Annotated in this window: 20 protein-coding genes and 4 tRNA genes; 9 read left to right on the top strand and 15 right to left on the bottom strand. The window is 33.8% G+C overall.

What is annotated here, in order from left to right; all coding sequences use genetic code 11:
• The first annotated feature begins 25 nt into the window (after nucleotides 1-25).
• Both gldG and dnaN read left to right on the top strand, forming a co-directional pair.
• Nucleotides 26-2,410 (top strand): gliding motility-associated ABC transporter substrate-binding protein GldG, encoded by a 2,385-nt coding sequence (gene gldG, locus M4I23_RS10995; protein WP_249754420.1) that lies wholly within the window; start codon nucleotides 26-28, stop codon nucleotides 2,408-2,410.
• Between the two features lie 174 nt (nucleotides 2,411-2,584).
• The gene (gene dnaN / locus M4I23_RS11000) at nucleotides 2,585-3,703 is read left to right on the top strand and encodes a DNA polymerase III subunit beta (protein ID WP_158844708.1); all 1,119 of its coding nucleotides are present in this window, start codon (nucleotides 2,585-2,587) and stop codon (nucleotides 3,701-3,703) included.
• Between the two features lie 382 nt (nucleotides 3,704-4,085).
• On the opposite strand, the gene M4I23_RS11005 is transcribed toward dnaN, so the two are convergent.
• Both M4I23_RS11005 and M4I23_RS11010 read right to left on the bottom strand, forming a co-directional pair.
• Nucleotides 4,086-4,158, bottom strand: a tRNA-Gly gene (locus M4I23_RS11005).
• 50 nt (nucleotides 4,159-4,208) lie between these two features.
• Complete coding sequence (locus tag M4I23_RS11010; protein WP_249754421.1) at nucleotides 4,209-4,634, bottom strand: GNAT family N-acetyltransferase; 426 nt, start codon at nucleotides 4,632-4,634, stop codon at nucleotides 4,209-4,211.
• A gap of 44 nt (nucleotides 4,635-4,678) precedes the next feature.
• Between M4I23_RS11010 and M4I23_RS11015 the strand changes: the two genes are divergently transcribed.
• Together M4I23_RS11015 and M4I23_RS11020 are read left to right on the top strand one after the other, a co-directional pair.
• Nucleotides 4,679-5,140, top strand: a complete 462-nt coding sequence (locus M4I23_RS11015; RefSeq protein WP_249754422.1) for a GNAT family N-acetyltransferase — start codon at nucleotides 4,679-4,681, stop codon at nucleotides 5,138-5,140.
• 87 nt (nucleotides 5,141-5,227) lie between these two features.
• Complete coding sequence (locus tag M4I23_RS11020) at nucleotides 5,228-5,995, top strand: M48 family metalloprotease (protein WP_249754423.1); 768 nt, start codon at nucleotides 5,228-5,230, stop codon at nucleotides 5,993-5,995.
• Between the two features lie 87 nt (nucleotides 5,996-6,082).
• Here the strand turns inward: M4I23_RS11020 and porV are convergent, their stop codons facing one another.
• Together porV and porU are read right to left on the bottom strand one after the other, a co-directional pair.
• Nucleotides 6,083-7,339, bottom strand: coding sequence for a type IX secretion system outer membrane channel protein PorV (gene porV, locus M4I23_RS11025; RefSeq protein WP_158844720.1), 1,257 nt, complete (start codon nucleotides 7,337-7,339; stop codon nucleotides 6,083-6,085).
• Nucleotides 7,340-7,371: 32 nt separating this feature from the next.
• Nucleotides 7,372-11,250, bottom strand: a complete 3,879-nt coding sequence (porU, locus tag M4I23_RS11030; protein ID WP_249754424.1) for a type IX secretion system sortase PorU — start codon at nucleotides 11,248-11,250, stop codon at nucleotides 7,372-7,374.
• 273 nt (nucleotides 11,251-11,523) lie between these two features.
• Between porU and gldJ the strand changes: the two genes are divergently transcribed.
• Both gldJ and murF read left to right on the top strand, forming a co-directional pair.
• On the top strand, nucleotides 11,524-13,188 hold the full coding sequence (gene gldJ, locus M4I23_RS11035; RefSeq protein ID WP_249754425.1) for a gliding motility lipoprotein GldJ: 1,665 nt from the start codon (nucleotides 11,524-11,526) through the stop codon (nucleotides 13,186-13,188).
• Between the two features lie 84 nt (nucleotides 13,189-13,272).
• Entirely contained in the window at nucleotides 13,273-14,553 is a 1,281-nt protein-coding gene (gene murF, locus M4I23_RS11040; RefSeq protein ID WP_249754426.1) for a UDP-N-acetylmuramoyl-tripeptide--D-alanyl-D-alanine ligase, read from the top strand.
• A 136-nt stretch (nucleotides 14,554-14,689) separates the two neighbouring features.
• Here the strand turns inward: murF and M4I23_RS11045 are convergent, their stop codons facing one another.
• From M4I23_RS11045 to M4I23_RS11095, 11 genes are all read right to left on the bottom strand, one after another.
• Complete coding sequence (locus M4I23_RS11045) at nucleotides 14,690-15,460, bottom strand: LuxR C-terminal-related transcriptional regulator (protein WP_158844732.1); 771 nt, start codon at nucleotides 15,458-15,460, stop codon at nucleotides 14,690-14,692.
• Between the two features lie 109 nt (nucleotides 15,461-15,569).
• Nucleotides 15,570-15,644, bottom strand: a tRNA-Val gene (locus M4I23_RS11050).
• Between the two features lie 72 nt (nucleotides 15,645-15,716).
• Nucleotides 15,717-15,791: transfer RNA gene (locus tag M4I23_RS11055), tRNA-Val, on the bottom strand.
• A 72-nt stretch (nucleotides 15,792-15,863) separates the two neighbouring features.
• A tRNA-Val gene (locus tag M4I23_RS11060) sits at nucleotides 15,864-15,938 on the bottom strand.
• A gap of 63 nt (nucleotides 15,939-16,001) precedes the next feature.
• Nucleotides 16,002-17,219 (bottom strand): folylpolyglutamate synthase/dihydrofolate synthase family protein, encoded by a 1,218-nt coding sequence (locus tag M4I23_RS11065; protein WP_249754427.1) that lies wholly within the window; start codon nucleotides 17,217-17,219, stop codon nucleotides 16,002-16,004.
• Between the two features lie 3 nt (nucleotides 17,220-17,222).
• Nucleotides 17,223-18,113 carry an energy transducer TonB gene (locus tag M4I23_RS11070; protein ID WP_249754428.1) on the bottom strand — a complete coding sequence of 297 codons (891 nt, stop codon included), beginning with the start codon at nucleotides 18,111-18,113 and terminating at the stop codon, nucleotides 17,223-17,225.
• 37 nt (nucleotides 18,114-18,150) lie between these two features.
• Nucleotides 18,151-18,543 (bottom strand): biopolymer transporter ExbD, encoded by a 393-nt coding sequence (locus M4I23_RS11075; protein WP_158844740.1) that lies wholly within the window; start codon nucleotides 18,541-18,543, stop codon nucleotides 18,151-18,153.
• 1 nt (nucleotide 18,544) lies between these two features.
• On the bottom strand, nucleotides 18,545-19,246 hold the full coding sequence (locus M4I23_RS11080) for a MotA/TolQ/ExbB proton channel family protein (protein WP_249754429.1): 702 nt from the start codon (nucleotides 19,244-19,246) through the stop codon (nucleotides 18,545-18,547).
• A gap of 176 nt (nucleotides 19,247-19,422) precedes the next feature.
• Nucleotides 19,423-20,859, bottom strand: coding sequence for a sodium:proton antiporter NhaD (gene nhaD / locus M4I23_RS11085; RefSeq protein WP_158844746.1), 1,437 nt, complete (start codon nucleotides 20,857-20,859; stop codon nucleotides 19,423-19,425).
• A gap of 23 nt (nucleotides 20,860-20,882) precedes the next feature.
• A complete protein-coding gene (locus tag M4I23_RS11090; RefSeq protein ID WP_249754507.1) occupies nucleotides 20,883-22,109 on the bottom strand; it encodes a Glu/Leu/Phe/Val dehydrogenase dimerization domain-containing protein in 1,227 nt (408 codons plus the stop codon).
• A gap of 172 nt (nucleotides 22,110-22,281) precedes the next feature.
• Nucleotides 22,282-23,337 carry an anhydro-N-acetylmuramic acid kinase gene (locus tag M4I23_RS11095; protein WP_249754430.1) on the bottom strand — a complete coding sequence of 352 codons (1,056 nt, stop codon included), beginning with the start codon at nucleotides 23,335-23,337 and terminating at the stop codon, nucleotides 22,282-22,284.
• A 96-nt stretch (nucleotides 23,338-23,433) separates the two neighbouring features.
• Here M4I23_RS11095 and M4I23_RS11100 point away from each other — a divergent pair, with 96 nt between their 5' ends.
• The 3 genes from M4I23_RS11100 to arsS all read left to right on the top strand — a co-directional run bounded on the left by M4I23_RS11100 (nucleotide 23,434) and on the right by arsS (nucleotide 26,277).
• The gene (locus M4I23_RS11100; RefSeq protein WP_249754431.1) at nucleotides 23,434-24,576 is read left to right on the top strand and encodes an acyl-CoA dehydrogenase; all 1,143 of its coding nucleotides are present in this window, start codon (nucleotides 23,434-23,436) and stop codon (nucleotides 24,574-24,576) included.
• 142 nt (nucleotides 24,577-24,718) lie between these two features.
• Nucleotides 24,719-25,054 carry an arsenosugar biosynthesis-associated peroxidase-like protein gene (locus M4I23_RS11105; protein ID WP_158844754.1) on the top strand — a complete coding sequence of 112 codons (336 nt, stop codon included), beginning with the start codon at nucleotides 24,719-24,721 and terminating at the stop codon, nucleotides 25,052-25,054.
• Between the two features lie 167 nt (nucleotides 25,055-25,221).
• Nucleotides 25,222-26,277 carry an arsenosugar biosynthesis radical SAM (seleno)protein ArsS gene (gene arsS / locus M4I23_RS11110; protein WP_158844757.1) on the top strand — a complete coding sequence of 352 codons (1,056 nt, stop codon included), beginning with the start codon at nucleotides 25,222-25,224 and terminating at the stop codon, nucleotides 26,275-26,277.
• Nucleotide 26,278: the final 1 nt, after the last annotated feature.

A 26,278-nucleotide genomic window follows, 5' to 3' on the forward strand; every position in this document is an offset into this window, starting at 1 on the left:
AATTGCGCCTACATCTGTAAAATATATGCTTGCCATACTTAAAAAAGAAATAAACGCATTTTTCGCTTCACCTATTGGTTATTTAGTAATTGGTATTTTCTTGTTACTAAACGGACTATTTCTATGGGTTTTTAAAGGTGATTTTAATATTCTAAATTATGGCTTTGCCGATTTATCACCTTTCTTTTTACTAGCGCCATGGATTTTAATTTTCTTGATTCCAGCGGTAACTATGCGGAGTTTTTCCGATGAAAAAAAACAAGGTACTTTAGAGCTTTTACTAACAAAACCTATTTCGCACACACGTATTGTGTTGGGTAAATATTTTGGAGCACTTATTTTAATACTAATCGCGCTTACTCCAACACTACTATATATTTACACAGTAATCCAATTAGGAAATCCTCAAGGAAATTTAGATATTGGTAGTACACTTGGCTCCTATTTCGGGTTGTTTTTTCTAGTAGCTTCTTACACGGCAATCGGTATTTTTACATCTACTTTTACAGATAACCAAATTGTGGCTTTTATAAGCTCTGTATTTATTTGTTTTCTTTTTTATATTGGTTTTGAAGGCATTGCCGATTTTGCTTCTAGCAATTTTATAGACCAACTCGGTATGAATTTACATTATAAAAGTATGAGTCGCGGTATTCTTGATACACGAGATATTTTATACTTTTTAAGTGTCACTGCTTTTTTTATTTTCATCACTGTAAAAGGAATCAAAAATGAAAAATTACAGAAAAAATCATGGATACAAATTGTTGGTGTTTTTGCAACTTTATTTATCCTGAATATTGCCGTAAACGGAATACACAAACGTTTTGATCTTACCGAAGATTCGCGATACACTCTAAGCCCTGCTAGTTTAGATATTTTAAAAGATGTAGAATCTCCAATAATTATTGATGTGTTTTTGGATGGAGAAAATTTTCCTTCGGAATTTAGACGCCTACAAACTGAAACTAAACAATTACTAGAAGAGTTTGCTTCCGAAAACCCGAATATTATTTTCAATTTTTTCAACCCTTTGGAAGATGACGCTAATCGCGATATTATTATAGAACAACTTACTCAACGTGGTTTAACCCCAATGCAAATGAGCATTCAAGAAAACGGATCCTCAACTCAAGCCATCATTTTTCCATGGGCTTTAGCAAGTTATAACAACCAAACAGTAACCATCCCTTTAATTAAAAACAAAATAGGTTCTAATCAACAAGAATTAGTTAGCAACTCGGTACAGCATCTAGAGTACGCTTTCGCGGATGGATTTAGCAAACTAACAAAACCTAAACGCCGAAAAATAGCTATTCTAAAAGGGAACCAACAATTAGAAGATAAATACATCGCAGATTTTGTTAAAAAATTAGGCGAGTATTATTTAATAGCACCTTTTACTTTGGATAGTGTTGCTAAACAACCACAAAAAACGCTAGAAGAATTAAATAATTTCGATTTAATAATTTCAGCTAAACCAACCGAAGCTTTTACGGAAAGCGAAAAACTAGTACTCGACCAATACACCATGAATGGCGGAAAAAGTCTTTGGCTTATAGATGCCGTTGCTATCGAAAAAGATAGCTTATTCAATGCCTTAGGAACAAGTTACGCTGTACATCGCGATTTAAATCTAACCGATTTTTTCTTTAAATACGGCGCTCGAATTAATCCGGTATTGGTTGCATCAATATATTCTGCGCCAATTACATTAGCTATGGGAGAAGGCAGCCAATCCCAATTTCAAAATTTACGCTGGCCATATTCGCCTTTTGGAAGTTCTAACAGTAACCACCCTATAGTAAACAATTTAGATTTAATTAAATTCGATTTTGCAAACCAAATAGATACGCTTAAAAACAACATTAAAAAAACCATTCTTTTAGAAACAGCTCCTTTAACACGACTTGAAAGTACTCCGCAAAAAATTAGTTTAGAAGTCGTTACGCAAGAGCAAAAGCCAATAGAATTTAACTCAGGAAAAGAAACTTTGGCAGTTTTATTAGAAGGTGAATTTACATCGGTTTACAGTAACCGAATGAAGCCTTTTAAACTCGCAAATAATAGAAACAATAGCAAAGCCACAAAAATGGTTATTATAGCAGATGGAGACGTTATTGAGAACGATGTTATAAAGAATGTTCCTCAAGAATTAGGTTTTGACCGATGGACAGGGAAAAATTATGGTAATAAAGAATTTTTGCTGAATACTGTAAATTACTTACTCGATGATAATGGACTTATAAACATTAGATCCAAAGAAATTGCCGTTGCCTTTCTAAATCAACAAAAAATTGCTGCCGAAAAAACCAAGTGGCAACTTATTAACATTGCGCTACCATTGGTATTGTTAGCTATATTCGGGTTTAGCTTTAATTACTTTAGAAAGAAAAAATATAACATTTAAATGTTAATAAGTTTGTTTCATAATATAAGCCATATAGAATATATTTGTAAGTAGCATAATTACAATTTAAACTAAGTTAATAGATAAAACATTTACGCCTAAACGCTGCTTTCTGTTGTTTAGAATTATAAAATAAATGTTATATTCTAACCTCTAAAAAATATAATTCAACACATGAAATTTATAGTATCGAGTACTTATTTATTAAAGCAACTACAGGTTTTAGGTGGTGTAATCAATAGTTCGAACACCTTACCTATTTTAGATAATTTTTTATTTGAATTAGACCACAATAAACTTACTGTTTCGGCTAGTGATTTAGAAACCACTATGGCTTCTTCTTTAGACGTTGAAAGTGATAGCGAAGGCAGTGTTGCTATTCCTGCACGTTTGTTGTTAGATACTTTAAAAACCTTTCCTGAGCAACCTTTAACTTTTGTTATTGAAGAAAACAATACTGTTGAAATTAGCTCTAACCACGGTAAATATGCTTTGGCTTATGCCGATGGTAACGAGTTTCCTAAAGCTGTAGCTTTAGAAGACCCAAGTAAAACAGTAATTGTTGGTGATATTTTAGCAACAGCAATTAGCAAAACCATTTTTGCCGCTGGAAATGATGATTTACGCCCAGTAATGAGTGGTGTGTTTTTTCAATTTTCTACAGAGGGTTTAACTTTTGTAGCTACCGATGCGCATAAATTAGTAAAATATACACGTGCCGATGTTCAAGCTAACCAAGTGGCAGAATTTATTATGCCTAAAAAACCTTTAAATTTATTAAAAGGAATTTTGGCTGGTAGCGAGAATGAAGTTACTATTGAATATAACGAAAGTAATGCTAAATTCACTTTTGAAAACTCAGAATTAATTTGTCGTTTAATCGATGGTAAATACCCAAATTACGAAGCGGTTATTCCTAAAGAGAATCCGAATAAATTAGCAATAGATAGAACACAATTTTTAAATTCTGTACGTCGTGTTAGTATTTTCTCTAATAAAACAACACACCAAATTCGTTTAAAAATTGCTGGTGCGGAATTAAATATTTCTGCTGAAGATGTAGATTACAGTAACAAAGCAGAAGAGCGTTTAACTTGTGATTACCAAGGTGACGATATGCAAATTGGCTTTAACTCTCGTTTTTTAACCGAAATGCTTAATAATTTAGGCTCGGACGAAGTTCAACTTGAAATGAGTATGCCAAATAGAGCAGGTATTTTAACGCCTGTTGATGGTTTAGATGAAGGCGAACATATTACTATGCTTGTTATGCCGGTTATGTTAAACGCGTAGAAACAACATCGAGGTAATAAAATTCTAACATAAAAAAGAGGCTATTCAATTTAAATTGAATAGCCTCTTTTTAGTTCGCGTAATTTTGATAGCACTTATATAACTTTATTCTATTTTAAATGAAATACCCTTGCTGTCTAGCTCGCGTTAAGGATTGTAGAGAAAAGCCCACAGCAGCCCTGATAAAATCGGGATGCGAGGACTTGTAACGAAAAGCCTGACCCTTTTCGGGTAACGCCCAAAATAAAAAAATCAAGAATTAATATTACATGGATTTACTTCGACTTAATTCGAGTCGCTAATTTGTATTTCAAAAAATACACCTTTTATTAGAAGAAAGTACTAAAAACAAAAAAGCTTCATATTTCTATGAAGCTTTTAGAGCGAGAGACCAGGTTCGAACTGGCGACATTCAGCTTGGAAGGCTGACGCTCTACCAACTGAGCTACTCTCGCATTTCCGGGTGCAAACATACAACATATATACTTGTTTTTCAAAATAAATATTACATTTTTTTCAAAAAATGATAACCTAAAATTTTAAATCCTTCGTTGAAATAAAATTTATGAGAGCCATGGTTTGATACATAGGTATTTAGCTCGATAGCTTCAAATCCTTTATTTTTTGTGTAATTATAAATCCACTCAAAAAATAGCTTTCCTAAACGCTGTCCTCGGTATTTTTCGTCGATAAAAACATGATCGACCTCCACACTTCTGCCAGAATAATGACGTGTACAAAACCACAAGCCACAGACTCCAATAAGTTCCTCGTTTTTAAAAAGACCAGCACATTCATAGTTCTGTGAAAACATTTCGACAAAGCGTTGGCGCAAAATAGTATCTAAAACTTGATTATTGTTTAATTTTTGAATTAAAGGAAGAATAGAATCTATACTTTCTTCTTCAATAATTTTAAATATAAATGGCATACTTTTTTTTAGTGAAGATAAATATTTTAACTAAGTTTGATTTTATGAAAAAGCAAAATTATTATATAAAACAGATATCGGCTATCGATACGTATGCCGTTAGACATCCTGTACTTCGTGCAGGAAAACCGATAACGTCTTGCATTTTTGAAGGTGACGACTTAGAAACAACTATGCATTTTGGCATTTATGATAATGATGAATTGGTTGGTGTATGTTCTTTTTTAAAAAATAACAATCCTAAATTCCCTGAATTTAGACAATACCAATTACGCGGTATGGCTGTTCTTAAATCGCAACAAGGTTTAGGACTTGGGCAAGAATTACTAAAATATTGCGATACCATTTTAAAACTAGAGAAAACGGAATTAATTTGGTGTAATGCTCGTGAAGTTGCTGTGAGTTTTTACAAAAAAAATGGATATAGCCCGATTGGGGAACCTTTTAATATAAAAGATATTGGACCGCATTTTGTTATGAAAAAACAACTTAATCCTGAAACTTAGTTTATGTGACGAAATGTCTAAAAAAGTGTCTATTATATTATATAACCCATTTTTTTGTAATTTCATAAATACTAAACACCAACCACAATGAGAGGAAAAAACCTAAAAGTAAGATTATTAATTGGTGCTGCAATTGCATTATTTTTTGTTTTTAAAAGATGTAGCCAGCGTGAAGAGAATCCATATACAGGCAGAACGCAAACAATTTCTATGAATGCTAACGAGGAAATTGCAATTGGCTTGCAAAGTGCTCCGCAAATGGCACAACAGCATGGTGGTTTACACGAAAACAATCAATACCAAGCCTTGGTAGGTAATGTTGGAAATAAGCTAGTAAACAATAGTATTGCTCAAGAAACTCCTTATAAATACGAATTTCACTTACTTGCAGACCCTAACACTATTAATGCTTTTGCTTTACCCGGTGGACAAATATTTATTACTTATGCCTTGTTTTCAAAATTAGAGAATGAAGACCAATTAGCTGGTGTTTTAGGTCATGAAGTTGGACATGTCCTCGGCCGACATAGCGCCGAACGTATTGCTGAAAGTGAATATTGGCAAGGTTTAACCACCGCTGGCTCTGTAGGAGCAGATATGGGAAGTTTAGTAAATGGTATTGGACAAAACACCTTACTTACCAACGGACGCGATGATGAGCTTGAAAGTGATGAATTAGGTGTACGTTTCATGCTGAAAGCGGGTTACAATCCAGAAGAAATGATTGGTGTTATGGAAATTTTAAAAGATGCCGCTGGACCAAATCGTGTTCCTGAATTTAAAAGCACGCATCCTGATCCTGATAATAGAATTGAAAAAATTAGAGAAGCTATAGAAAAATATAAAGGCTTGTAAAACTATTTAACTTTATAAAAGTTAGAATTAATTAAATAAAAAAAGACTGCCTTTCGAGCAGTCTTTTTTTATTGTTTTATTTATATTTTAGTACTCGCGGTATTCACCTGCACCAATATTAAATGTTAATGAGAAACGTAACGTATTTTCTAAAGGACTTTGAACTTTAGAAGCTGAGAATAAATATGATAAATCTATATTAACCACATTCGCTTTAAATCCTGCTCCCATAGCAAAAAACTTTCGCGCGCCTTTTTCTTCACTTTCATTGAAATAACCTGCTCTGAATGCAAAAGAATCTTGATATACATATTCTGCTCCTAACGAATAAGTAAACTCTTTTATCTCTTCGCTAAAACCTCCTGGTGCATCTCCAAAAGATTGAAACATTCCTGCTAAAAAGCCTACATCGTTAGATTGACCTTTGTAGATTACGTTATCTGTTTCACTAATTAAATCATCACCTTCATAATCATCATCAGCTTCTTCATAAGTACCATTATCATTATTATCTGTAAAAACAATTTCCGTCCCTAATCTTGGAGGTGTTGGCACTAATAGCTTAGCAACTTCTGCCGTTACTGCAATTTTATTATAATCATCGAATATAAAATCGAAACCTGCCCCTAAACGTAAATTAGTTGGCTGAAAATTTTCAACTCCACCTTCTTCGTAAGAAAATTTAGGGCCAATATTTTGAATAGCAAATCCCATTCTCCACCGTCCATTAAAATCAGCATAAGCTTCTTCTTCCCCTTGGTAATAACCAGAAATATCTACACCAAATGTACTTGCTGCAGTAGCATCTCCACCTAAACCACTAAGTTTTAAATCGGATCTCATATAACGCATAGCAACCGACATGGCAAATTCTGGTGACAAACGTAGCGCATAAGAAGCATCTAGCGTAAACTCATTTGGTCTTTGTATTAAAGCATTCACAAATTCGTTTTCACGGAATTCAATATCTCCTAAAGAGAAATATTTTAAACTCGCTGCAAAAGCACTACGATCATCAATACGATTAAAATATGTTAAGTTTCCTAAAAAAATATCATTAACCAACTTGCTTAAGTATGGTGTGTAACTAACACCAACTCCAGACTTCGTTTCCGAAAAAGCATATTTAGCAGGATTCCATTGTTGAGAAAAAGCATCTACAGAAGTTGCAACTCCCATATCCCCCATGGATGCCGCGCGGGCATCTGAGGTAATTAATAAAAAAGGAACACCTGTTGTAATAACTCTAGAATCATTTGTATTTGGTATAATTACCGTTGTTTCTTGAGCATTCATTTTTACAACAAAAACAAATGTTAATAATAGCAGTACTTTAGTTTTCATAAATTAGTAGTTAGTTGCAAATATATTTTATTTTATAAAATTACTAGTTTTTCAATTTTTTCTACTGTTTTGTTTAGCAGATTAGAATGTACTTTTAGTTTGTAAATATAAACACCTTTACCGATTTTATCACCAAAATCGTCCCGACCATCCCAAACTATATCTCTTGAGAGCGAACTTGTAACATTAAAACCTGTTGTCGTTTGCCCGTTTAACGTTCTAACTAACTTCCCTGAAACAGTGAATACTTGTATAGAAACGTCTAAAGCGTCCGAACTATTGTGATTGAACCAAAATTCGGTGTAATTCACAAACGGATTAGGATAATTGAGTACATTATTAATAACCAATACTTGGTCTTTATCGTAAACTATAAATTGTATTTCCGAAATTGCCGAATTATTGTAAACATCCCAAGCTTTAAGTGTTAACGTATGTAAACCTGGCTCTAAATCTCTAAATGGATAGCTTAAAATCCCTGTTTTATAATCGTCGACTCCTGTTTGGTAGTAATCGTTTAAAACTACTGGATTCGTTTCATCTCCATCAAGTATAGCAACAATATCATGCCCTACACCACTAGCTGTGTTAATCCCATTTTCATCTTCCATGAGCGCCAATAGAGTTGGAGATTCGTTGGTAATGCCGCCTGTTACAAAATTTTCATCATTCATATATAATGAAATTACTGGGCCAGTATTATCAACTGGTGCATCTTCATTTAGCCCTCCTATTTTAACAGTTCCAACACTTGCACCTGCTTGGTTACTTTCTAATGTGTCATCTTTAGAGTAAAAACTAATTTTACCAACTCCTACCGGAATACCAACATCTTTTGGTACAATAAAATCGAATTCAAATTCACCATTTTTAACGGAAGCTTGTCCTCTAAAAATAATTTCTCCTAATGTCGTAAAATTTAATTTCACAAGTTCCCCATTTAGTCTAGTTCCGTCGTTTGCTAAGGTTTCCCTTTCTATATTTTTATCATAAATTGTTGTAGATACTGTTCCGTTGTAACTACTTAATAAATTCCCAGATAAATCGGTAACTTCACCGGCTAATTTCACATAACTTAAAGCTTTTAAAGTATCGGTCACTTCCTCTAATGGCACGTCGTTAACTTTTGTTAGTTTTATATTAGGTTCAGCAAAAGCAAGTTTCATTGCAGGATCTCCAATAAAAAATACCAAACGCCTTTGACTAGAGTTTGAAATTACTGAATTATTTTTTGTAAGCCTTAATGCTTCAGCCATTGTTGGATACTCATAATCCTCATAAGTATCGTCATCAGCATAAGAGAACAAATACTGACCTAAATTATTATTGAAATTTATGGCAAACGAAACAAAGATTTGTCGGGTTGTAGAGATTAAACCGATGGCTCCAGATTCTTCATTCCAATAGGTTACTTCGCCTGCAGTTTCTTTATATGGATTATCAAATTTAGTATACTCACAGGTTACTGTTACAAAACAATTTAATTTCCCAAAATTACGAAACTCCTTAATATCATTATGCGTTAGCAAGCGTTCTTGTGCTATTCCATCTTCTCCTCCGTGACCAAAATAATTAACAACCAAGGCTCCTTTATCAATAGCATCCACAATTTCGGTTGTAACTTTTGGATATCTATTTCCTCCTGCCGTTGTTTCTTGTTTATAGGCATCAGAATGTATTTTTGTAACATTCAAAAAAGGTTTATCTTGAGTAATTAAATTCCCAACATTATCTGTTGTTTCTTCCAATATACCTTCCCAATCTTGATCAACATCATCAGATATCACAACCACATTATTTCTCCAAGTACCGTAGGCTTCTTTTATGTAATATGATTCTATTTTATCTATCATTTGCTGAGCTCTATCAGGAGTATCAGCAAGTATACGCCCCACGGCAATATCTAATTTATCACTAGTAGTCATTGTTCCTTCATTATCGTCCATCATACCATAGAAATCATCAGAAACAAACGAATTGGTAAGGTTTAGGCTTTCATAAGAGTACCAAGATGGCATAACATTGGTGTTATTTGGTATTCGGTCTTTATAATCAAAAGACCCATCTCCAATTAAACACAAGTACTTAATTCTATTTTCCGGAGAACTTGCGTTATCATAAACATATTTAACTAAGTTTCTAATCGCTCCTATATCTTGGTTTCCGGTACTAAATTCATTATAAATTTCGGTTAACCCTAAAACCTTTACATTCAAGTTATATTGTTCTTTATTAATTTGAGCAAGTCGATTGGCTTGACTCAACATATTATCTGGCGAGATAATTACATAATCAATATCTTGAAACTCGTTTTGGTCGTTCAAAAAGATAGTCCCTTTTATATTTTGATTACTTATCGTTGTTTTTCCATCAAATTTTGGTTCAAAATAATTTGATGATGTTAACGCCACATATGTTTTTAAAACACCTAAATTAGACGTAAAAGTTAAACTCTCTTCATCTTCATCATTTTCAAAATTAGTTACATTATAAATATCGCTTATATCCCAAACTTCGGAAACTTTTGATGCATTTGTAATTGTATATCGTCCAATTCCCGACGCAGATTCTACTTCCTTATTTCTAAATTGAAATTGAGAGTCTATAAACTTCAATGCTCTAGTAGCTTCTAGAGAAACATAATCTAAATACCCCAAAGCACTTGGATCTCCCTGATTATCATAACTTAATTCCACATCAACTTCCGCCGAGTTTACTGTAATATTACTAATATAAGAATTATGATTTCCTATTGTTGGCGTTTTAGCTCCTGCTATTTGTAAATCTCCAATCTTACTACTATTTACAGACACAGACATTGTAGTGGAAGCCGATGAAATAGCAGCTACATAAACCTTTAAAGTTATTGGAACCGATGTTATAATCTCCGGAAATTCGAATTTAAAATTCTTTACAGGTTCCACATCAAATCGATCACCAAACCAACGACGTCCAAGTAAAGCTATATTTTCATTATCCAACTCATGAAACTTATAATCTTGAAATGTATTTATTTCTAAATCTATAGGACCTTCCGGTTGTGTAAATGTCGATATCCGCTTTCCAAGACCCGACCCCGTATTTATATAATAATACGTTTTATCTGTATAACAGTTTATATTAGTATTACTTTCTACATTATACTGCTTAGGACCTTGCCCATAAAACAACATATAATCTGAATCGTTAAAAACACCATCTTCTTCACCAATAAATTTAACTGCATTTTCGGCAACATCAAAAGGATAATCTTCACTATTAGAAAAAGGAATCATGCGTCCTCCATTACCAAAAACCCTAATAGTTCTTGGATCTATATTATTAACATTTACTCCTAAACGTTTTAAAAATGACTTTGACAACTTAAAAACGCCAGTTGTATCAACAAAAAAACGAAACCATTCCCCCTTTTCTAAAACTGAATTTGAAATAACCTTCGTTCTTGAGACTTTATTAGAGGAGACCCCTCGTCTTGAAGCTCCGTTGCTATAATTAACTTGAAATTGAGTTACTTTTTTATAAACACCATTATCATTAATAATAGGTGATAACTGAAGCATTGCATATTGCTTGCCTCTAGCTATAGAATTTTTTAAACTGTATACTAATTTATTAGGAATTTCATCTTTAGGCAAATCTTTTAACTCGGCTAAAGAAATATTGGCATAACTAATTTGAGATATAGATACTGATGATTCATTAACTGAAGAAGAAACACCCCATTGCGATACAAACTGAAGTCCGGAATCAAAATTGAAATCACAGAGATCATTATTAAAAAAAGGGATTTGAATAGAATAAGTACCTGCTGAAATTGTTTGAGACGCTTGCCAATCGAGAGAAAACTTCTTTTGCTGCGAGAATACAGTAATAGAAACCAATAATACAATAAGGAATAAATTCTTTTTCATCGTTAAATTAACGTGTTAAGCTTAAAGTTAGTATTAAAAATGTAATAATTTTTAAAACAACCCCAAAAATACAATAATAAATTAGCAAAACATCCGTTTATAGAACACAATCCATTGAAAAGAAGGGCAGAATTCACTCGAAAACATCGATGTAATGCATGAAAAACAGGATAAAACACCTCTTTTTTTGGTTAAAATGTAAAAAATAGCTTGGTGTGTAAGGTTTAATTCTTATATTGCAGCTCCAAAAATATTATTAGCTTACTTAAAAGTATGAATATGAGAAAAGTAGTGACAATCAAGATTTTATTAATTTTGGCGCTAACCGTAGTGTCAACAAGTTGTAAAAAATCTTCGAGTTCTAAAAATAGCTCTAGAGCAACTGGATGGAACATTAACGATAGAGATGGTGGTTTTCAATATAATACAGATTTTAAAGAACAGGAAACATCTCCTGGACTTGTATTTGTTGAAGGTGGAACATTTACCAAAGGTCGTGTGCAAGACGATGTTATGCACGACTGGAACAATAGCCCTAACCAACAGCACGTTATGTCTTTTTACATGGATGAAACAGAGGTTACGAATGCAATGTATTTAGAATACCTAGATTATTTAAAGCATCGTTACCCACCTTCTGAAGAAAATTTTAAAGCTATTTATAATGGTGCTTTGCCAGATACTTTAGTTTGGAGAAATCGTTTAGGATACAATGAAGTTATGACAGAGAATTACCTCCGTCACCCAGCTTATGGTGAATATCCAGTAGTTGGTGTTAGCTGGATTCAAGCTGTTGAATTTTCAAACTGGAGAACGGATCGTGTTAACGAATTAAATTTAAGTAAAGCAGGATATCGCGAAATAGACTATGCCGATAACGATCCCGATACTGCATTCAACACAAATAGATATACTATTGATCCTAGTTCTATGGATACAGGTGAACCTGTTGACTCTAGAACAAATAGAAATATTACTGTAGATGCAGAAGGAAACGAATCTGGTATTTATGCAAGTAGAGAAACAGGTGTTTTAGTACCAAAATACAGACTACCAACTGAAACTGAGTGGGAATATGCTGCTTTAGGTTTAAGCGAAATTAGAAGTTACAACCTTTACAGAGGACGTAAAAAATACCCATGGGATGGACAATACACACGTTCAGGAAAACGAAAAATAAGAGGAGACCAAATGGCAAACTTTAAACAAGGTAAAGGTGATTATGGTGGAATTGCAGGATGGTCAGACGATGGTGCCGATATTACAAACGCTGTTAAATCTTATGCGCCAAACGATTTTGGTTTATACGATATGGCTGGTAATGTTGCTGAATGGGTTGCCGATGTTTACAGACCTATTATTGATGATGAGTTTAATGACTTTAACTACTATCGTGGTAACGTTTATACTAAAAACGCAATTAACGAAGATGGTTCTGTAAAAGTTATTACTTCAGATGAAATTGTTTACGATACTTTATCTAACGGAAAAATTATTGCTAGAAACTTACCTGGTGAAATTTTACAAGTTCCTGTAGATGAAAATGAAACGTTCCAAAGAACTAATTTTGATAAAAGTAACGAGATTAACTTTAGAGATGGAGACAAGCGTTCATCAAGAAAGTTTGAAAGCTTCGGAGATGAAGATGAAGATTCTGGAAAATCTAGCGAAATGTATAACTCTCCTAAACATAATATCAGTAAAGATTCGTTAGGAAACATTGTTAGAGAATACGATAAATCAAACACTAGAACATCTTTAATTAACGATGAAGTTCGTGTTTATAAAGGTGGTTCTTGGAAAGATAGAGAATACTGGTTAGATCCTGCGCAACGTCGCTACTTCCCACAAGATATGGCAACAGATTATATTGGATTTAGATGTGCAATGTCTCGTGTTGGTTCTAAAAGTAAAGGAGCAAATAAAACGAAAAACTAAAACAGTTTAATCGTTAATAAATATAGAAAGTCCTAGCAATTTGTTAGGACTTTTTTTTATACATTTATTTTAAAATTATAAGTTTTGAAAACAGAACAATTACACAAACTATTTTTAGAATGTGAAGCTGTATCAACAGATACTAGAAAAATTGAAAATAACGCCATGTTCTTTGCCTTAAAGGGCGAAAACTTTAATGGGAACATCTATGCTCAAAAAGCTATAGAAGCCGGGGCTAAATTAGCTATCATCGACGAAGTAGAATATCAAATTTCAGATAAAACAATTTTAGTTGATAATGTTCTGGAAACTTTACAATCCCTAGCAACTTTCCACAGGGAATATTTAAAACTTCCTATTATAGCTTTAACAGGAAGTAACGGAAAAACGACTACTAAGGAACTTATAAATTCTGTATTGTCGAAAAAATTTAAAACCACCGCCACTATAGGGAATTTGAACAACCATATTGGTGTGCCACTTACCCTACTATCAATGAACCAAAGTACAGAAATTGGTATCGTAGAAATGGGCGCAAATCATCAAAAGGAAATTGAATTTTTATGCAACATTGCAAAACCTGACTTTGGATATATTACAAACTTTGGTAAAGCCCACTTAGAAGGCTTCGGAAGTGTTGAAGGCGTAATTAAAGGGAAAAGTGAAATGTACGATTTTCTAATTACCAATAACAAAACGATTTTCGTTAACTCAAATGATAAAATACAAGTACAAAAAACAGAAAGCGCGATACGTTTTACCTTCGGAAATAAAAATTCAAACTCTAATGCTGAAATTAATTTTATTGAAGCCCAACCTTTTGTTTCTTGTGAATTTAAAGATAAAGAAATCAAAAGCCAATTAATTGGGGACTATAACTTTAACAATATTGCAGCTGCTATTACTATAGGTCAGTACTTTAAAGTAAACATAGCAGATATTAAAACAGCTATAGAAAACTACACTCCTACTAATAATCGCTCACAAATTATAGAAAAAGCAAGTAATAAAATAATTCTCGATGCTTACAATGCAAACCCAACGAGTATGCATGCTGCTCTTTTAAATTTTGAGAAACAGAGCGGAAACAAAATAGCGATTTTAGGTGATATGTTCGAACTTGGAAAAGAAGCCAAAACAGAGCATCAAAACATTGCAGATTTAGCTATTTCATTACAGATACAAAATATAATTCTTGTTGGAGAAAATTTTGATAAAACTAATACTCCGTCAGAAAAACTAAAAAAATATAAAAACTTTTCCGATTTAGAAGATGCTTTCAATATTTCAGAAATAGAAGATTCTATTTTATTAATAAAAGGATCGAGAGGTATGGCATTAGAACGGCTTTTAAATAAAGCATAAAAAAAGTGCCTAGTTAAAAAACTAAGCACCTCTGTTTAAATAATTCTCCCTAAGAACTAATTAATAGCACTGTAAAGGTCTTATTTTTAAGAGGTTCCCACAATACTCAAATTGAGTATTTTTAAAATTAAGTAACTTAAAGTAAAGTTCTATTCATTTTAAGCATCCCTATTAACTCTCCTGTAGACGAGATATTTAGCTTCTTTAAGATGTTTCTTCGGTGTGTATCAACCGTATTAGAACTAATACTTAAGCTAGTTCCTATTTCTTTACTAGATTTATTTAACACTAAAAGTCGAATAATATCACGTTCTCGATTACTAATACCTCCTTTCAATAATTTATGCGAAAAATTGCTAAAGTAAACAGTTTCATATTCATTCTTTTCATTTAACAACTTTGCAGAAGCACAAACATGCATTTCCATTTGAGCCGGCAAAACCGTATAATGTGCTAAACCAATAATAGGCTTATTATCACTATCAAACTCTAAGGGTGTCGTATTTTGAATAACGTTTACATATTCGTCCTTAGAATTTTTTAAACGATAATTCCAGGTATAACTCATTCGATTCCTGTTTTCCAAAGAAATTTCAGCTAAGGTAAAACTCATTAATTCGTTTAAAGCTTGAAGCCACTGCTCTAAATCTAACGGATGCATTCTACTCCAAAAATTACGCATACCAAGCGCTTTTAATTCCGTTTTATCCAACCCTAAACAAGCGGTCATATTTTTACTTATATACTCAAAAGCTAGATCTTGAGTATTGGTAACGCAAAAAAATGTTGAACTATAAGGCAAATAAGTATCCAACTCAATAAATTTCTCGATATGCTTTTTAAGAGAAGGATTATCGTGAGATTTGAATATTTCCTTATAAGTCTCTTTAATGTCAAGTCTAGTCATAAGAGCCAATTAGTTATCCTAAAATAGTAAAAATATTATAGCTTTTTAAAAATTTGATAATTTTTTGACATAAAAAAACCCAAGACTTTCATCTTAGGTTAAAATTCTGTGGGCGCGAAGGGATTCGAACCCCTGACCCCTTGGGTGTAAACCAAGTGCTCTGAACCAACTGAGCTACGCGCCCTAATAATTTTAAAGAGTATTACAACTCTTTTTTTTGTACAAAAAAAGTCTAAGATGAAATCTTAAACTTTTGTGGGCGCGAAGGGATTCGAACCCCTGACCCCTTGGGTGTAAACCAAGTGCTCTGAACCAACTGAGCTACGCGCCCTAATAATTTTAAAGAGTATTACAACTCTTTTTTTTGTACAAAAAAAGTCTAAGATGAAATCTTAAACTTTTGTGGGCGCGAAGGGATTCGAACCCCTGACCCCTTGGGTGTAAACCAAGTGCTCTGAACCAACTGAGCTACGCGCCCTAATTATTAGGAGGTGCAAAGATACACGACTTTTTGACTTTACAAAGACTTTTTTTGAAAAATTTAAATTATTTCTGCAACAACAAAAGTACTACCTCCTATAAATATAAAATCATCAGCATTAGCTTTTTCAAGTGCTATATTATAAGCTTCATTTACAGAATTATAGCTCTCACCTTTTAAATTATGTGCATTAAACACCTCTTTTAATTCTTCCGCAGCTAATCCACGAGAAATATTTGGTTTACAGAAGTAATATTCAGCCTTTTTGGGTAACAAATCAATTATCGAAGATAAATCCTTATCATTTACAACACCAAAAACAATATGAAGATTATTGTAAACTTCATTTGAAAGCTGTTTCATTACATAAATCAATCCTTCTCGGTTATGGCCCGTATCGCAAACTACCTTCGGGTTTTCATTTAAAACTTGCCAGCGTCCTAATAAACCCGTATTCTTTATAACATTCAACAATCCTTTTTTTATATCTCTTGATGAAATACTATAACTTTTCTTTTGAAGAATTTTTATTGCAGTAACAACAGTTTGAATATTTTTAGCTTGATAATCACCTTTTAAATCAGAATCATAAACATTTAAATCTTGCTGATCGGCAAAAATAATTTCAGAATTATTCTTAGTTGCTAAATCAACAAATACTGGTTTGGTTTCCTTTTGGGTTTCTCCAATCACGACGGGAATCTTAGTCTTTATAATTCCGCCTTTTTCAAAAGCAATTAATTCTAAAGTATTACCTAAAAACTGAGTATGATCTAAACCTATATTTGTTATTACAGAAACTTCGGGTGAAATAATATTTGTAGAATCTAATCGACCTCCTAAACCAACTTCAATAACTGCAATATCAACTTTTTCTTGAGAGAAATACTCGAAAGCCATACCAACAGTCATTTCAAAAAATGATAATTGATTTGCTTCAAAAAACAACTTATTTCGTTCTATAAAACCAGTTACAAATTCTTTACTAACTTCTTCACCATTAATCTTAATACGCTCTCTAAAATCTTTTAAATGTGGCGAAGTATACAATCCTACTTTATAGCCAGCCTCTTGTAAAATAGATGCTAACATGTGGCTAGAAGAACCTTTTCCGTTCGTTCCGGCAACATGAATAGTTTTAAAATGTTTATGTGGATTATCTAAATGATTTATAAGTAAAGCTGTATTACTTAAATCTACTTTATAAGCCGATTTACCCTGCCTTTGATACATTGGCAGTTGCGAAAACATCCAATCTAAAGTATCGTTATACCTCATGTGTTATTGCCCCAATTTGAAGTTTACTTTTACAAAACCAATTTGTTTTGCGGGTGCTTTAGAATCTGCTGGCCACTTATGAGAAAGTGCTATTTTTTTTGCTGGCTCTAACAAGCATTGCGACGTATTTGTTGTTCCTTTCACTCCAGGCACAGCTTCCACTACGTTCCCACTTTGGTTTACAACAATTTTAACAATCACTAATCCCGATTCGTTACAATCTTGTTTTACTGTATTAAATGATGCACGCCCACGACCATTAAGCCCATAACCAACACCACCACTTCCAGAGCCCGAACCAAAATAACTTGGCGCATATGGGTTACCATCTAATTGCCCCTTATCTCCCGCTTTATTGTCGTTGCCTTCTCCTCCAGATTCTGTTCCCTCAGATTTACTAACACCTCCAATTAAAGCATCTAATTTTCTTTTCTTTTCTTCTTGCTCGCGTTTTTCTTTAGCGACTTTCTCTGCTTCCGCTTTAGCTTTTGCTTCGGCTTTAGTCTTAGCATCTGCCTTTGCTTTCGCTTCTGCTTTAGATTTAGCCTCTTCGATTGCTTTTTGCTTTTTTATCGCAATTTCTTCAGCATTATCTGCTGTTAAAACCTCTTCTTTTGTTTCTGTAGGTTTTGCCGCCTCAGCTTCTTCTTGTACCGTTTCTTCTACTGGCTGAGGAATCTCTTCTACCTCACGAGGTTCAGATTTTATAGGCGCTTTGGGTTGTACATCTCCTTTTCCAAAATCTGTAGTTCCAAAATTTACAGCAACACCGTATTCCTCTGGAGGATCCATATAAGGCGGACCAACAACAAAAAGCAACAACAAAAGAATAACCATAATTAAAGTGGTTATTTTTGCTGAATCTTTTTCGTGTTTGGTTTTGAAGTATCTCATAACAAGCTCAGTGCTTTAAGCCTAGAAGGGTTCCCTATCAATTAGGCTGAACCGCTAAAATGACTTTGAATTTATTTCTATTGGCAATATCCATAACCTTTACAACATTTTCTACAGGAACAGACTTCTCGGCTCTAAGTACAATTGTAGGTTTCTCTTTGTTTGATAACGAAGTTATCAATTCATTTTCTAATACGCTTTCTCCAACCCTTTTTTGATCTATATAGTAGGTCAAATCTTTTTTAATACTAACTGCTATAGACTTTTTATTCTCGGTTTTCCCACTAGCTTTTGGTAATAAAATATCAATAGCACTTGTAGTAACCAAGGTAGAAGCAATCATAAAAAAGATAAGTAGCAGAAACACAATATCCGTCATCGACGACATATTGAATTCTGGCGAAACTTTATTTCTTCCTCTAAAATTCATATTAAGAAGGTTCGTTTAAGTGGTCTAAAAACTCTAAAGAAGTCGCCTCCATTTGATATACCACTTTATCTGTACGAACCACTAAATGATTGTACGTTACGTAAGCCACAATACCAACAATTAAACCTGCAACAGTAGTTGTCATAGCTGTGTAGAGTCCGCTTGCCAATACATCCATTTGGATACTTCCTCCAGCATTTGCTAGTTCAAAAATTGCCAAAATCATCCCAACAACCGTTCCTAAAAAACCAATCATTGGTGCTGCTCCAGAAATAGTAGCTAAAACACTTACGTTTTTTTCGAGTCCGTAAATTTCTAAACGTCCTGCATTTTCTATAGCGGTATTAATATCGGCTAATGGCTTCCCTATTCTAGATATTCCTTTTCCTATTAAACGAGAAACTGGAGAGTTTAATTGCGTACAAAGCGCTTGTGCCGATTCTATTTTACCATTACTTACATGATCTTTTATTTGATTCATAAAGTTAGCATCTACTTGCGATGCCGCCTTAATAGCAAACAAACGTTCGAAATAAATGTAAATGGCAGCTACCAATAATAAAAATAGAATAGCGATAATAATTTGTCCTGCGAGCCCTCCACTACTAATTAATTCTATTATGGAGAGTGTTTTTTCAACTGGTTCTCCTTCTGGTAATACTTCTGCACCTTCTTGTGCATTTTGTAATAATATATTTAGCATATAATCTTAATTTATTGCAACACTATAACGTCAATATTTATATTAAATTATGGTTCTATTGATACTATTTTAAATAAAGTATAAAAACCTTCAATATTCACTTTAAGCTTCATTCTATAAATGGCGTTATAATCAATATACATGCCACTCTTCAGCGAAAGCGAAATAAATTTATTTTAAAATAAAGTTCTTGTAAACATAAAGGCTCCAGCACCAACTAAGAAACCAATTAACGCTAACCAAGCGATTTTTTTAAGGTACCAAAAGAAATCAATTTTCTCCATTCCCATAGCCACAACACCTGCAGCAGAACCAATAATTAACATACTACCACCTGTTCCTGCAGAATAAGCTATAAAGTGCCAAAGCTCATTATCTAAAGGCTCATGGAACATACCTAAACTAGCCGCTACTAAAGGCACATTGTCTATTACTGCCGATCCAACACCTAATAGCAACACTACTAAATCGGAAACACCTTCGTGACCTCCTACATGAATTTCAGTTCCTAACATTGGCATGGATTCCTGTAAAGATCCAGCAAAGTTGAATAAGATACCTAAAGACTCTAAAGCTGCAACTGCCATTAAAATCCCTAAGAAAAATAAAATACTTGGCAACTCAATTTTAGATAATGACTGATGTACTGGGCTATGGTGTGCAGCTGCATCACTTTCTTCAGAATCATGATCCGTCATGCTAAATTTAGCATTACTATAAACTTCTGCAAAAATTGCAACAACAGCTAAAGATAACATCATACCAACATAAGGAGGTAAATGTGTAATCATTTTAAAGATTGGTACAAAAACAATAGCACCCAAACCTAGGTACAGCATTTTACCACTAAATTTAGATTTTGGTTTCTCTTCCACTTGTTCTACTTCTAAATCACCTTTAAATGCTGGTAAAAATGAAGCGATAAACGTTGGAACGGCCATACATAAAAATGATGGTAATAATAGGTAACCAACTAAATGACCTGTTGTTACTTTTTTACCAATCCAAAGCATAGTAGTTGTTACATCTCCAATTGGAGACCAAGCACCACCAGCATTTGCCGCGATAATAATTAAACCTGCATACCAAATACGTACACTTCTATCTTTTACAATTTTCTGAAGTATTGAAATTAATACGATTGTAGCAGTTAAGTTATCAATGATTGCAGATAAAATGAAAGCTAGGATAGCAAATATCCAAAGTATTTTACTTTTCTTTTTTGTTTTAATAAAATCTTTAATAGTTGAAAATCCATCGAAATAATCTATAATTTCAACGATAGTCATTGCTCCTAAAAGAAACACTAATATCTCACAAGTTTTACCTAAGTGATGCAATAATGTATCTTCCATTAAGCTCATTTTCCCAGAAGTTACAACATGCCCACTTGCATCTAATACATCATGCAAAGGCAACCCGCCAAAATTTTCCATTAACGTATGGTTTGCAGAATCGAACCATTGAGAAAAGTCATCTAGACCTAAAGCTATTAAAGCCCAACAAATAGCCATCATGACTAGCGCGGGTATTAATTTATCGATTTTTATACTATGCTCCATTGTTATGGCTAAATAGCCAAAAACAAATACTAAAATAATTGCTGCTTCCATATTAAATGTTAAATTTATTTTTTTTAGATTAGTTGACTCAGCGCGAGCTCGAAAGCCGTAGCGCTTATTTCGGTTTTAGATTTATTTTTTAAATATACTTTTTCTAATGCTTCTCTAATTTTATTGGAGGTATCATTAAAAATAGCTTCATCTGTCATTTGTACTTTACGCTCCATAAAATAAGCGAAAACTCTTGCCATACCACAGTTTGAAATAAAATCTGGTATTAAACTCACACGGCTATCGGTGTGCTCCATAATAGAACCAAAAAATATTTCCTTATCGGCAAATGGCACATTAGCACCACAAGAGATAACTTCCAAACCACTATTTATCATCTCATCAATTTGATTTTGAGTGATAAGTCGCGATGCTGCACATGGTGCAAAAATCTCAGTTTGCAACTTCCAAATGTCTTGATTTATTGTTTCAAATGGTATTAAATTATCGGCTTCTAAAGTATTACCTGTTTTAGCTAAAAACAATTTTGTAATCTCTTCAAAAGAAAAACCATCTTCATTAATTAAACCACCTGCAATATCGATAATTCCAACCACTTTTGCACCCATTTGGGACAAATAAAATGCAGCAGCAGCTCCAACATTTCCAAAACCCTGAATTACAGCTCGTTTTCCTTTTACCGAGCCTCCATAAATATTGTAATATTGTTTTACAGCTTCGGCAACACCAAAACCAGTAATCATATCGGCAATGGTATATTTTCTCGATACACTTGGCGAAAAATCTGGATTTTCAATAACCTTAATAACACCTTGTCTTAACTGTCCAATTCTATTTATTTTATCTGCTTCTGTTGGTTTAAAATGCCCATTAAAAACACCTTCTTGCGGATGCCAAACACCACTTTGCTCCGTAATAGGAATCACTTCGTGAATTTCATCAACATTTAAATCGCCGCCAGTTCCATAATAACTTTTAAGTAACGGAGAAACAACGGCATACCACCGCTCTAGAACACCTTTTTTTCTTGGATCTTTTGGATCAAAATTAATCCCCGATTTAGCGCCACCAATAGCAGGACCAGAAACCGTAAACTTGATTTCCATTGTTTTTGCTAAAGATAACACCTCATTCATATCCAATCCTTTTCGCATACGGGTTCCTCCGCCTGCAGCACCACCTCTTAAAGAGTTTATTACAACCCAACCTTCTGCTTCGGTTTCAGAGTCTCTCCAATTAAATACTATTTCGGGTGCTTTATCTTCGTACTTTTTTAATAATGCTTTTATCATTTGTATAATTCAAAATTTTAATAAATAGATTTTTTCAGCTAAAGCTTTACGAGTAATTTTCAATTTCTACAGCTAAAGTTGATTCATTTTCTATAAAATTTTAAATTATTAATACTAAGTAACAAATATAAAAAACTAAAAACCTTGTAAGATTAAATTTCCGTTATTTTTAAGAATAAATTCTACCAGAACTATGATTTTTTGACGCTCCCGTAACCGATTGTAAGCAATTCACTTCATTTCGCAATTTCAAGATACCTAAAAAGGCAAAAATTAAAGCTTCTTTAAATTCTACTAAGTCATGATTTGGAATAATAATTTCCGTTTGAATATTCGATTTAATTCTTGAAATAATATAATCGTTATAAGCACCCCCACCAGTAACCAAGACTTTAGCCTTTGGTTTTATAACCCTAGATATTTGTTTTGCAATATGATCGGAGAATGTTCTTAAAACATCTTTATCACTTGCGTGAGAAGATTCAATTAAAGGGAAAATATTTTTATTCACCCATTCTAATCCTAACGATTTTGGTGGTTGTTCTTCATAAAAATCCAACTTATTGAGTTGATTCCCTAAATGAGTTAAGTACGCTCCCGATGCGGCAATTTGTCCTCCATCGTCATAATTCAAACCTAAATTTCGAGCGTATTTATTCAAAACAATGTTTACAGGACAAATATCATAAGCTATGCGTTCATTTTTTATTTGGGTAGAAATATTTGCAAAACCACCTAAGTTCAAGCAAAAATCGTATTCCGAAAACAATAACTGATCGCCAATAGGTACCAGTGGAGCACCTTGCCCTCCAAGCTCAACATCCTCAACTCTAAAATCGCAAACCACGGTTTCATTTATAAGTTTAGCTAAAATGGGTTGATTCCCTATTTGATAGGTTAATTTATTTTCTGGTCGATGCAGCGCGGTATGCCCATGAGAACAAACCGCATCGATATTTTTAATATTATTTTTTATGATAAACGTTTTAATAACCTCAGCTAAAAAAACCGTATAATCTTCATCAATCTTTTTTAATTCATCTAAAGAGCGTAATACTAAACCCTTTAGTTCTTCATGCCAAACATCAGGATAACCAACCGTTTCGGCACAAATAATTTCAAAACGCCAAGTTTCATCTAAAACAAATTTGGCTTCAACTAGATCTATTCCATCTAAAGATGTGCCGGACATCACTCCAACAACATGATATTCTTTTTTTTCCATCGGATGTAAAAATAACAATACCCATTGAAATATTCACACTAAAAACCTATATTTGAAAACATTTTTTACATTATTAACACCCTTTAATTACGAATTATGGATTTTAAACTCTCAGAAGAACATATTATGATACGCGATGCCGCTCGCGATTTTGCTCAAACCGAATTACTTCCTGGCGTAATTGAACGCGATAACAAACAAGAATTCCCAAACACCTTAGTTAAAAAAATGGGTGATTTAGGCTTTTTAGGTGTTATGGTCGATCCTAGATACGGCGGAAGCGGTATGGATGCCATTTCGTATGTTCTAATCATGGAAGAGCTATCTAAAGTAGACGCCTCGGCATCTGTAATAGTTTCGGTAAACAATTCCTTAGTTTGTTACGGACTAGAAGCTTATGGTAACGACGAACAAAAAGAAAAATATCTTACAAAATTAGCAACAGGCGAATTTGTTGGTGCATTTTGTTTAAGCGAACCCGAAGCTGGTAGCGATGCCACATCACAAAGCACGACAGCCATAGACCATGGCGACCACTATATTATTAACGGTACAAAAAACTGGATTACAAACGGTGGCCGTGCCGATGTTTACATTGTAATAGCACAAACCGATCGCGATAAAGGTTCTCATGGTATTAATGCTTTTATATTAGAAAAAGGCATGGATGGTTTCCATATTGGCCCAAAAGAAGATAAACTTGGTATCCGCGGAAGCGACACGCATACTCTACAATTTAACGACGTAAAAGTCCCGAAAGAAAACCGCATTGGCACTAACGGATCTGGTTTCCGCTTTGCAATGAAAACACTTTCTGGAGGTAGAATTGGGATTGCTGCACAAGCTTTAGGTATTGCATCTGGCGCTTTCGAACTTGCATTAAAATATTCTAAACAGCGTAAAGCTTTTGGAACCGAGATTTGCAACCACCAAGCCATAGCCTTCAAACTTGCCGATATGTACACCGATATTGAAGCCGCTCGCATGCTTGTAATGAAAGCCGCTTGGGATAAAGACCAAGGTAATAATTACGATAAATCGAGTGCTATGGCAAAATTATACGCCAGTAAAGTTGCCATGGAGCACACCGTAGAAGCCGTACAAATACATGGCGGTAACGGTTTTGTAAAAGATTATCATGTAGAACGCTTAATGCGAGATGCCAAAATAACACAGATTTACGAAGGCACATCCGAAATACAAAAAATCGTTATTTCCAGAAGTTTAATCAAGGAATAAATACCTAGAAATATTATATTTCGTAAAATAAAAATCATGAATTCAAAAAAAAGACTCAAATATTCGAGTCTTTTTTTGTTAAGAATCACCAAAGTACTCGACAATTACAAATAGATTTCATTATTTCGTAAAAAATAAAATCATGCAAAAAACATATTACGACCCAGCCGATTTAAGAAAATTTGGAAAAATCACCGAATGGAGCAAAGATTTAGGCGAAAAATTCTTTGAATATTACGGAAAAGTTTTCGAGGAAGGCGCACTAACAGCACGCGAGAAATCGCTAATAGCACTTGCTGTAGCACACACAGAACAATGCCCATATTGTATAGACGCTTACACAAAAGATGGTTTGCAACGTGGCGTAACTAAAGAAGAAATGATGGAAGCCATACATGTAGGAGCTGCAATAAAAAGTGGAGCAACCCTAGCACATGGTGTTCAAATGATGAATAAAGTAAACAAATTAGACGGGTAATATTTTTGGCGCTACCACAAGGGTCGGGCTTTTCGCAGTCGCTTTTTTGTGTTGCATAGGTGCAACAACACAAAAAGAGCTCCAACAATGCTCCAATCCCTAGCGCAGTTATCTGCCAAGTGCTGTTTTCAAAATAGAAACAGTATCTTAATTTTAAAAAACTATTAATGGCAACAAAGTCCCTACAAAAACGCGAAAGCGACTTAGCAAATAGCAACAGGCAACTCGACATTTTATCGAACGGCATTTTCAAAAATGGAGAATTACCAACTTTTAAAAATAAAATTTCCGAAACTGGCCATTTTCCGCTTAAAGCGAAAAAACTCGAAATCCTGCAAATAAATGTAGGCTACATGTGTAACCAAGTTTGCGACCATTGCCATGTTGATGCTGGTCCAGACCGTAAAGAAATCATGACGCGCGATACCATGCGCGAATGTTTAGAGGTTATAAAAAACACAGGTGCTCACACTTTAGATTTAACAGGTGGCGCACCAGAAATGAACCCTGATTTCCGTTGGTTTGTAGAAGAAGCCGCAAAAGCAGGTATCAAAGATTTTATTGTTCGTTCTAATCTAACCATAATTAGAGCCAACAAAAAATACTACGATTTACCAGAATTCTTTAAAAAACACAATGTACATGTTGTGAGCTCTATGCCACACTGGACACGTGGAAAAACCGATAAACAACGTGGAGACGGTGTTTTTGATAAATCTATTAGAGCACTACAAGATTTAAATGCTATTGGCTACGGTATACCGGGTAGCGATTTACGTTTAGATTTGGTTTACAATCCCTCGGGAGCCTTTTTACCTGGCGATCAAGTAGCTATGGAAAAAGATTTCAAAAAAGCATTGAAGGACGATTTCGATATTCAGTTTCATAATTTATTTGCTATTACAAATTTACCTATCGCAAGGTTTTTAGATTTCCTTATTGCTTCAGAAAATTACGAAGACTATATGTACTCTTTAGTAGAAGCTTATAATCCAACTGCAGTTGAAAACGTAATGTGCACAAATACGCTATCCATAAGTTGGGATGGTTATTTGTTTGATTGCGATTTTAATCAAATGCTTAATTTACCAGTAAATAGCAAATCAAAACACATTAGCGAATACAATGAAGAATTACTGGAAGGTAGAAACATTGTGATTTCTCAACATTGTTACGGTTGTACCGCTGGTGCAGGTAGTAGCTGTCAAGGTGTAGTTGCTTAAA

This window comes from Algibacter sp. L4_22, assembly GCF_023473045.1.
Taxonomy (GTDB): Bacteria; Bacteroidota; Bacteroidia; order Flavobacteriales; family Flavobacteriaceae; genus Algibacter.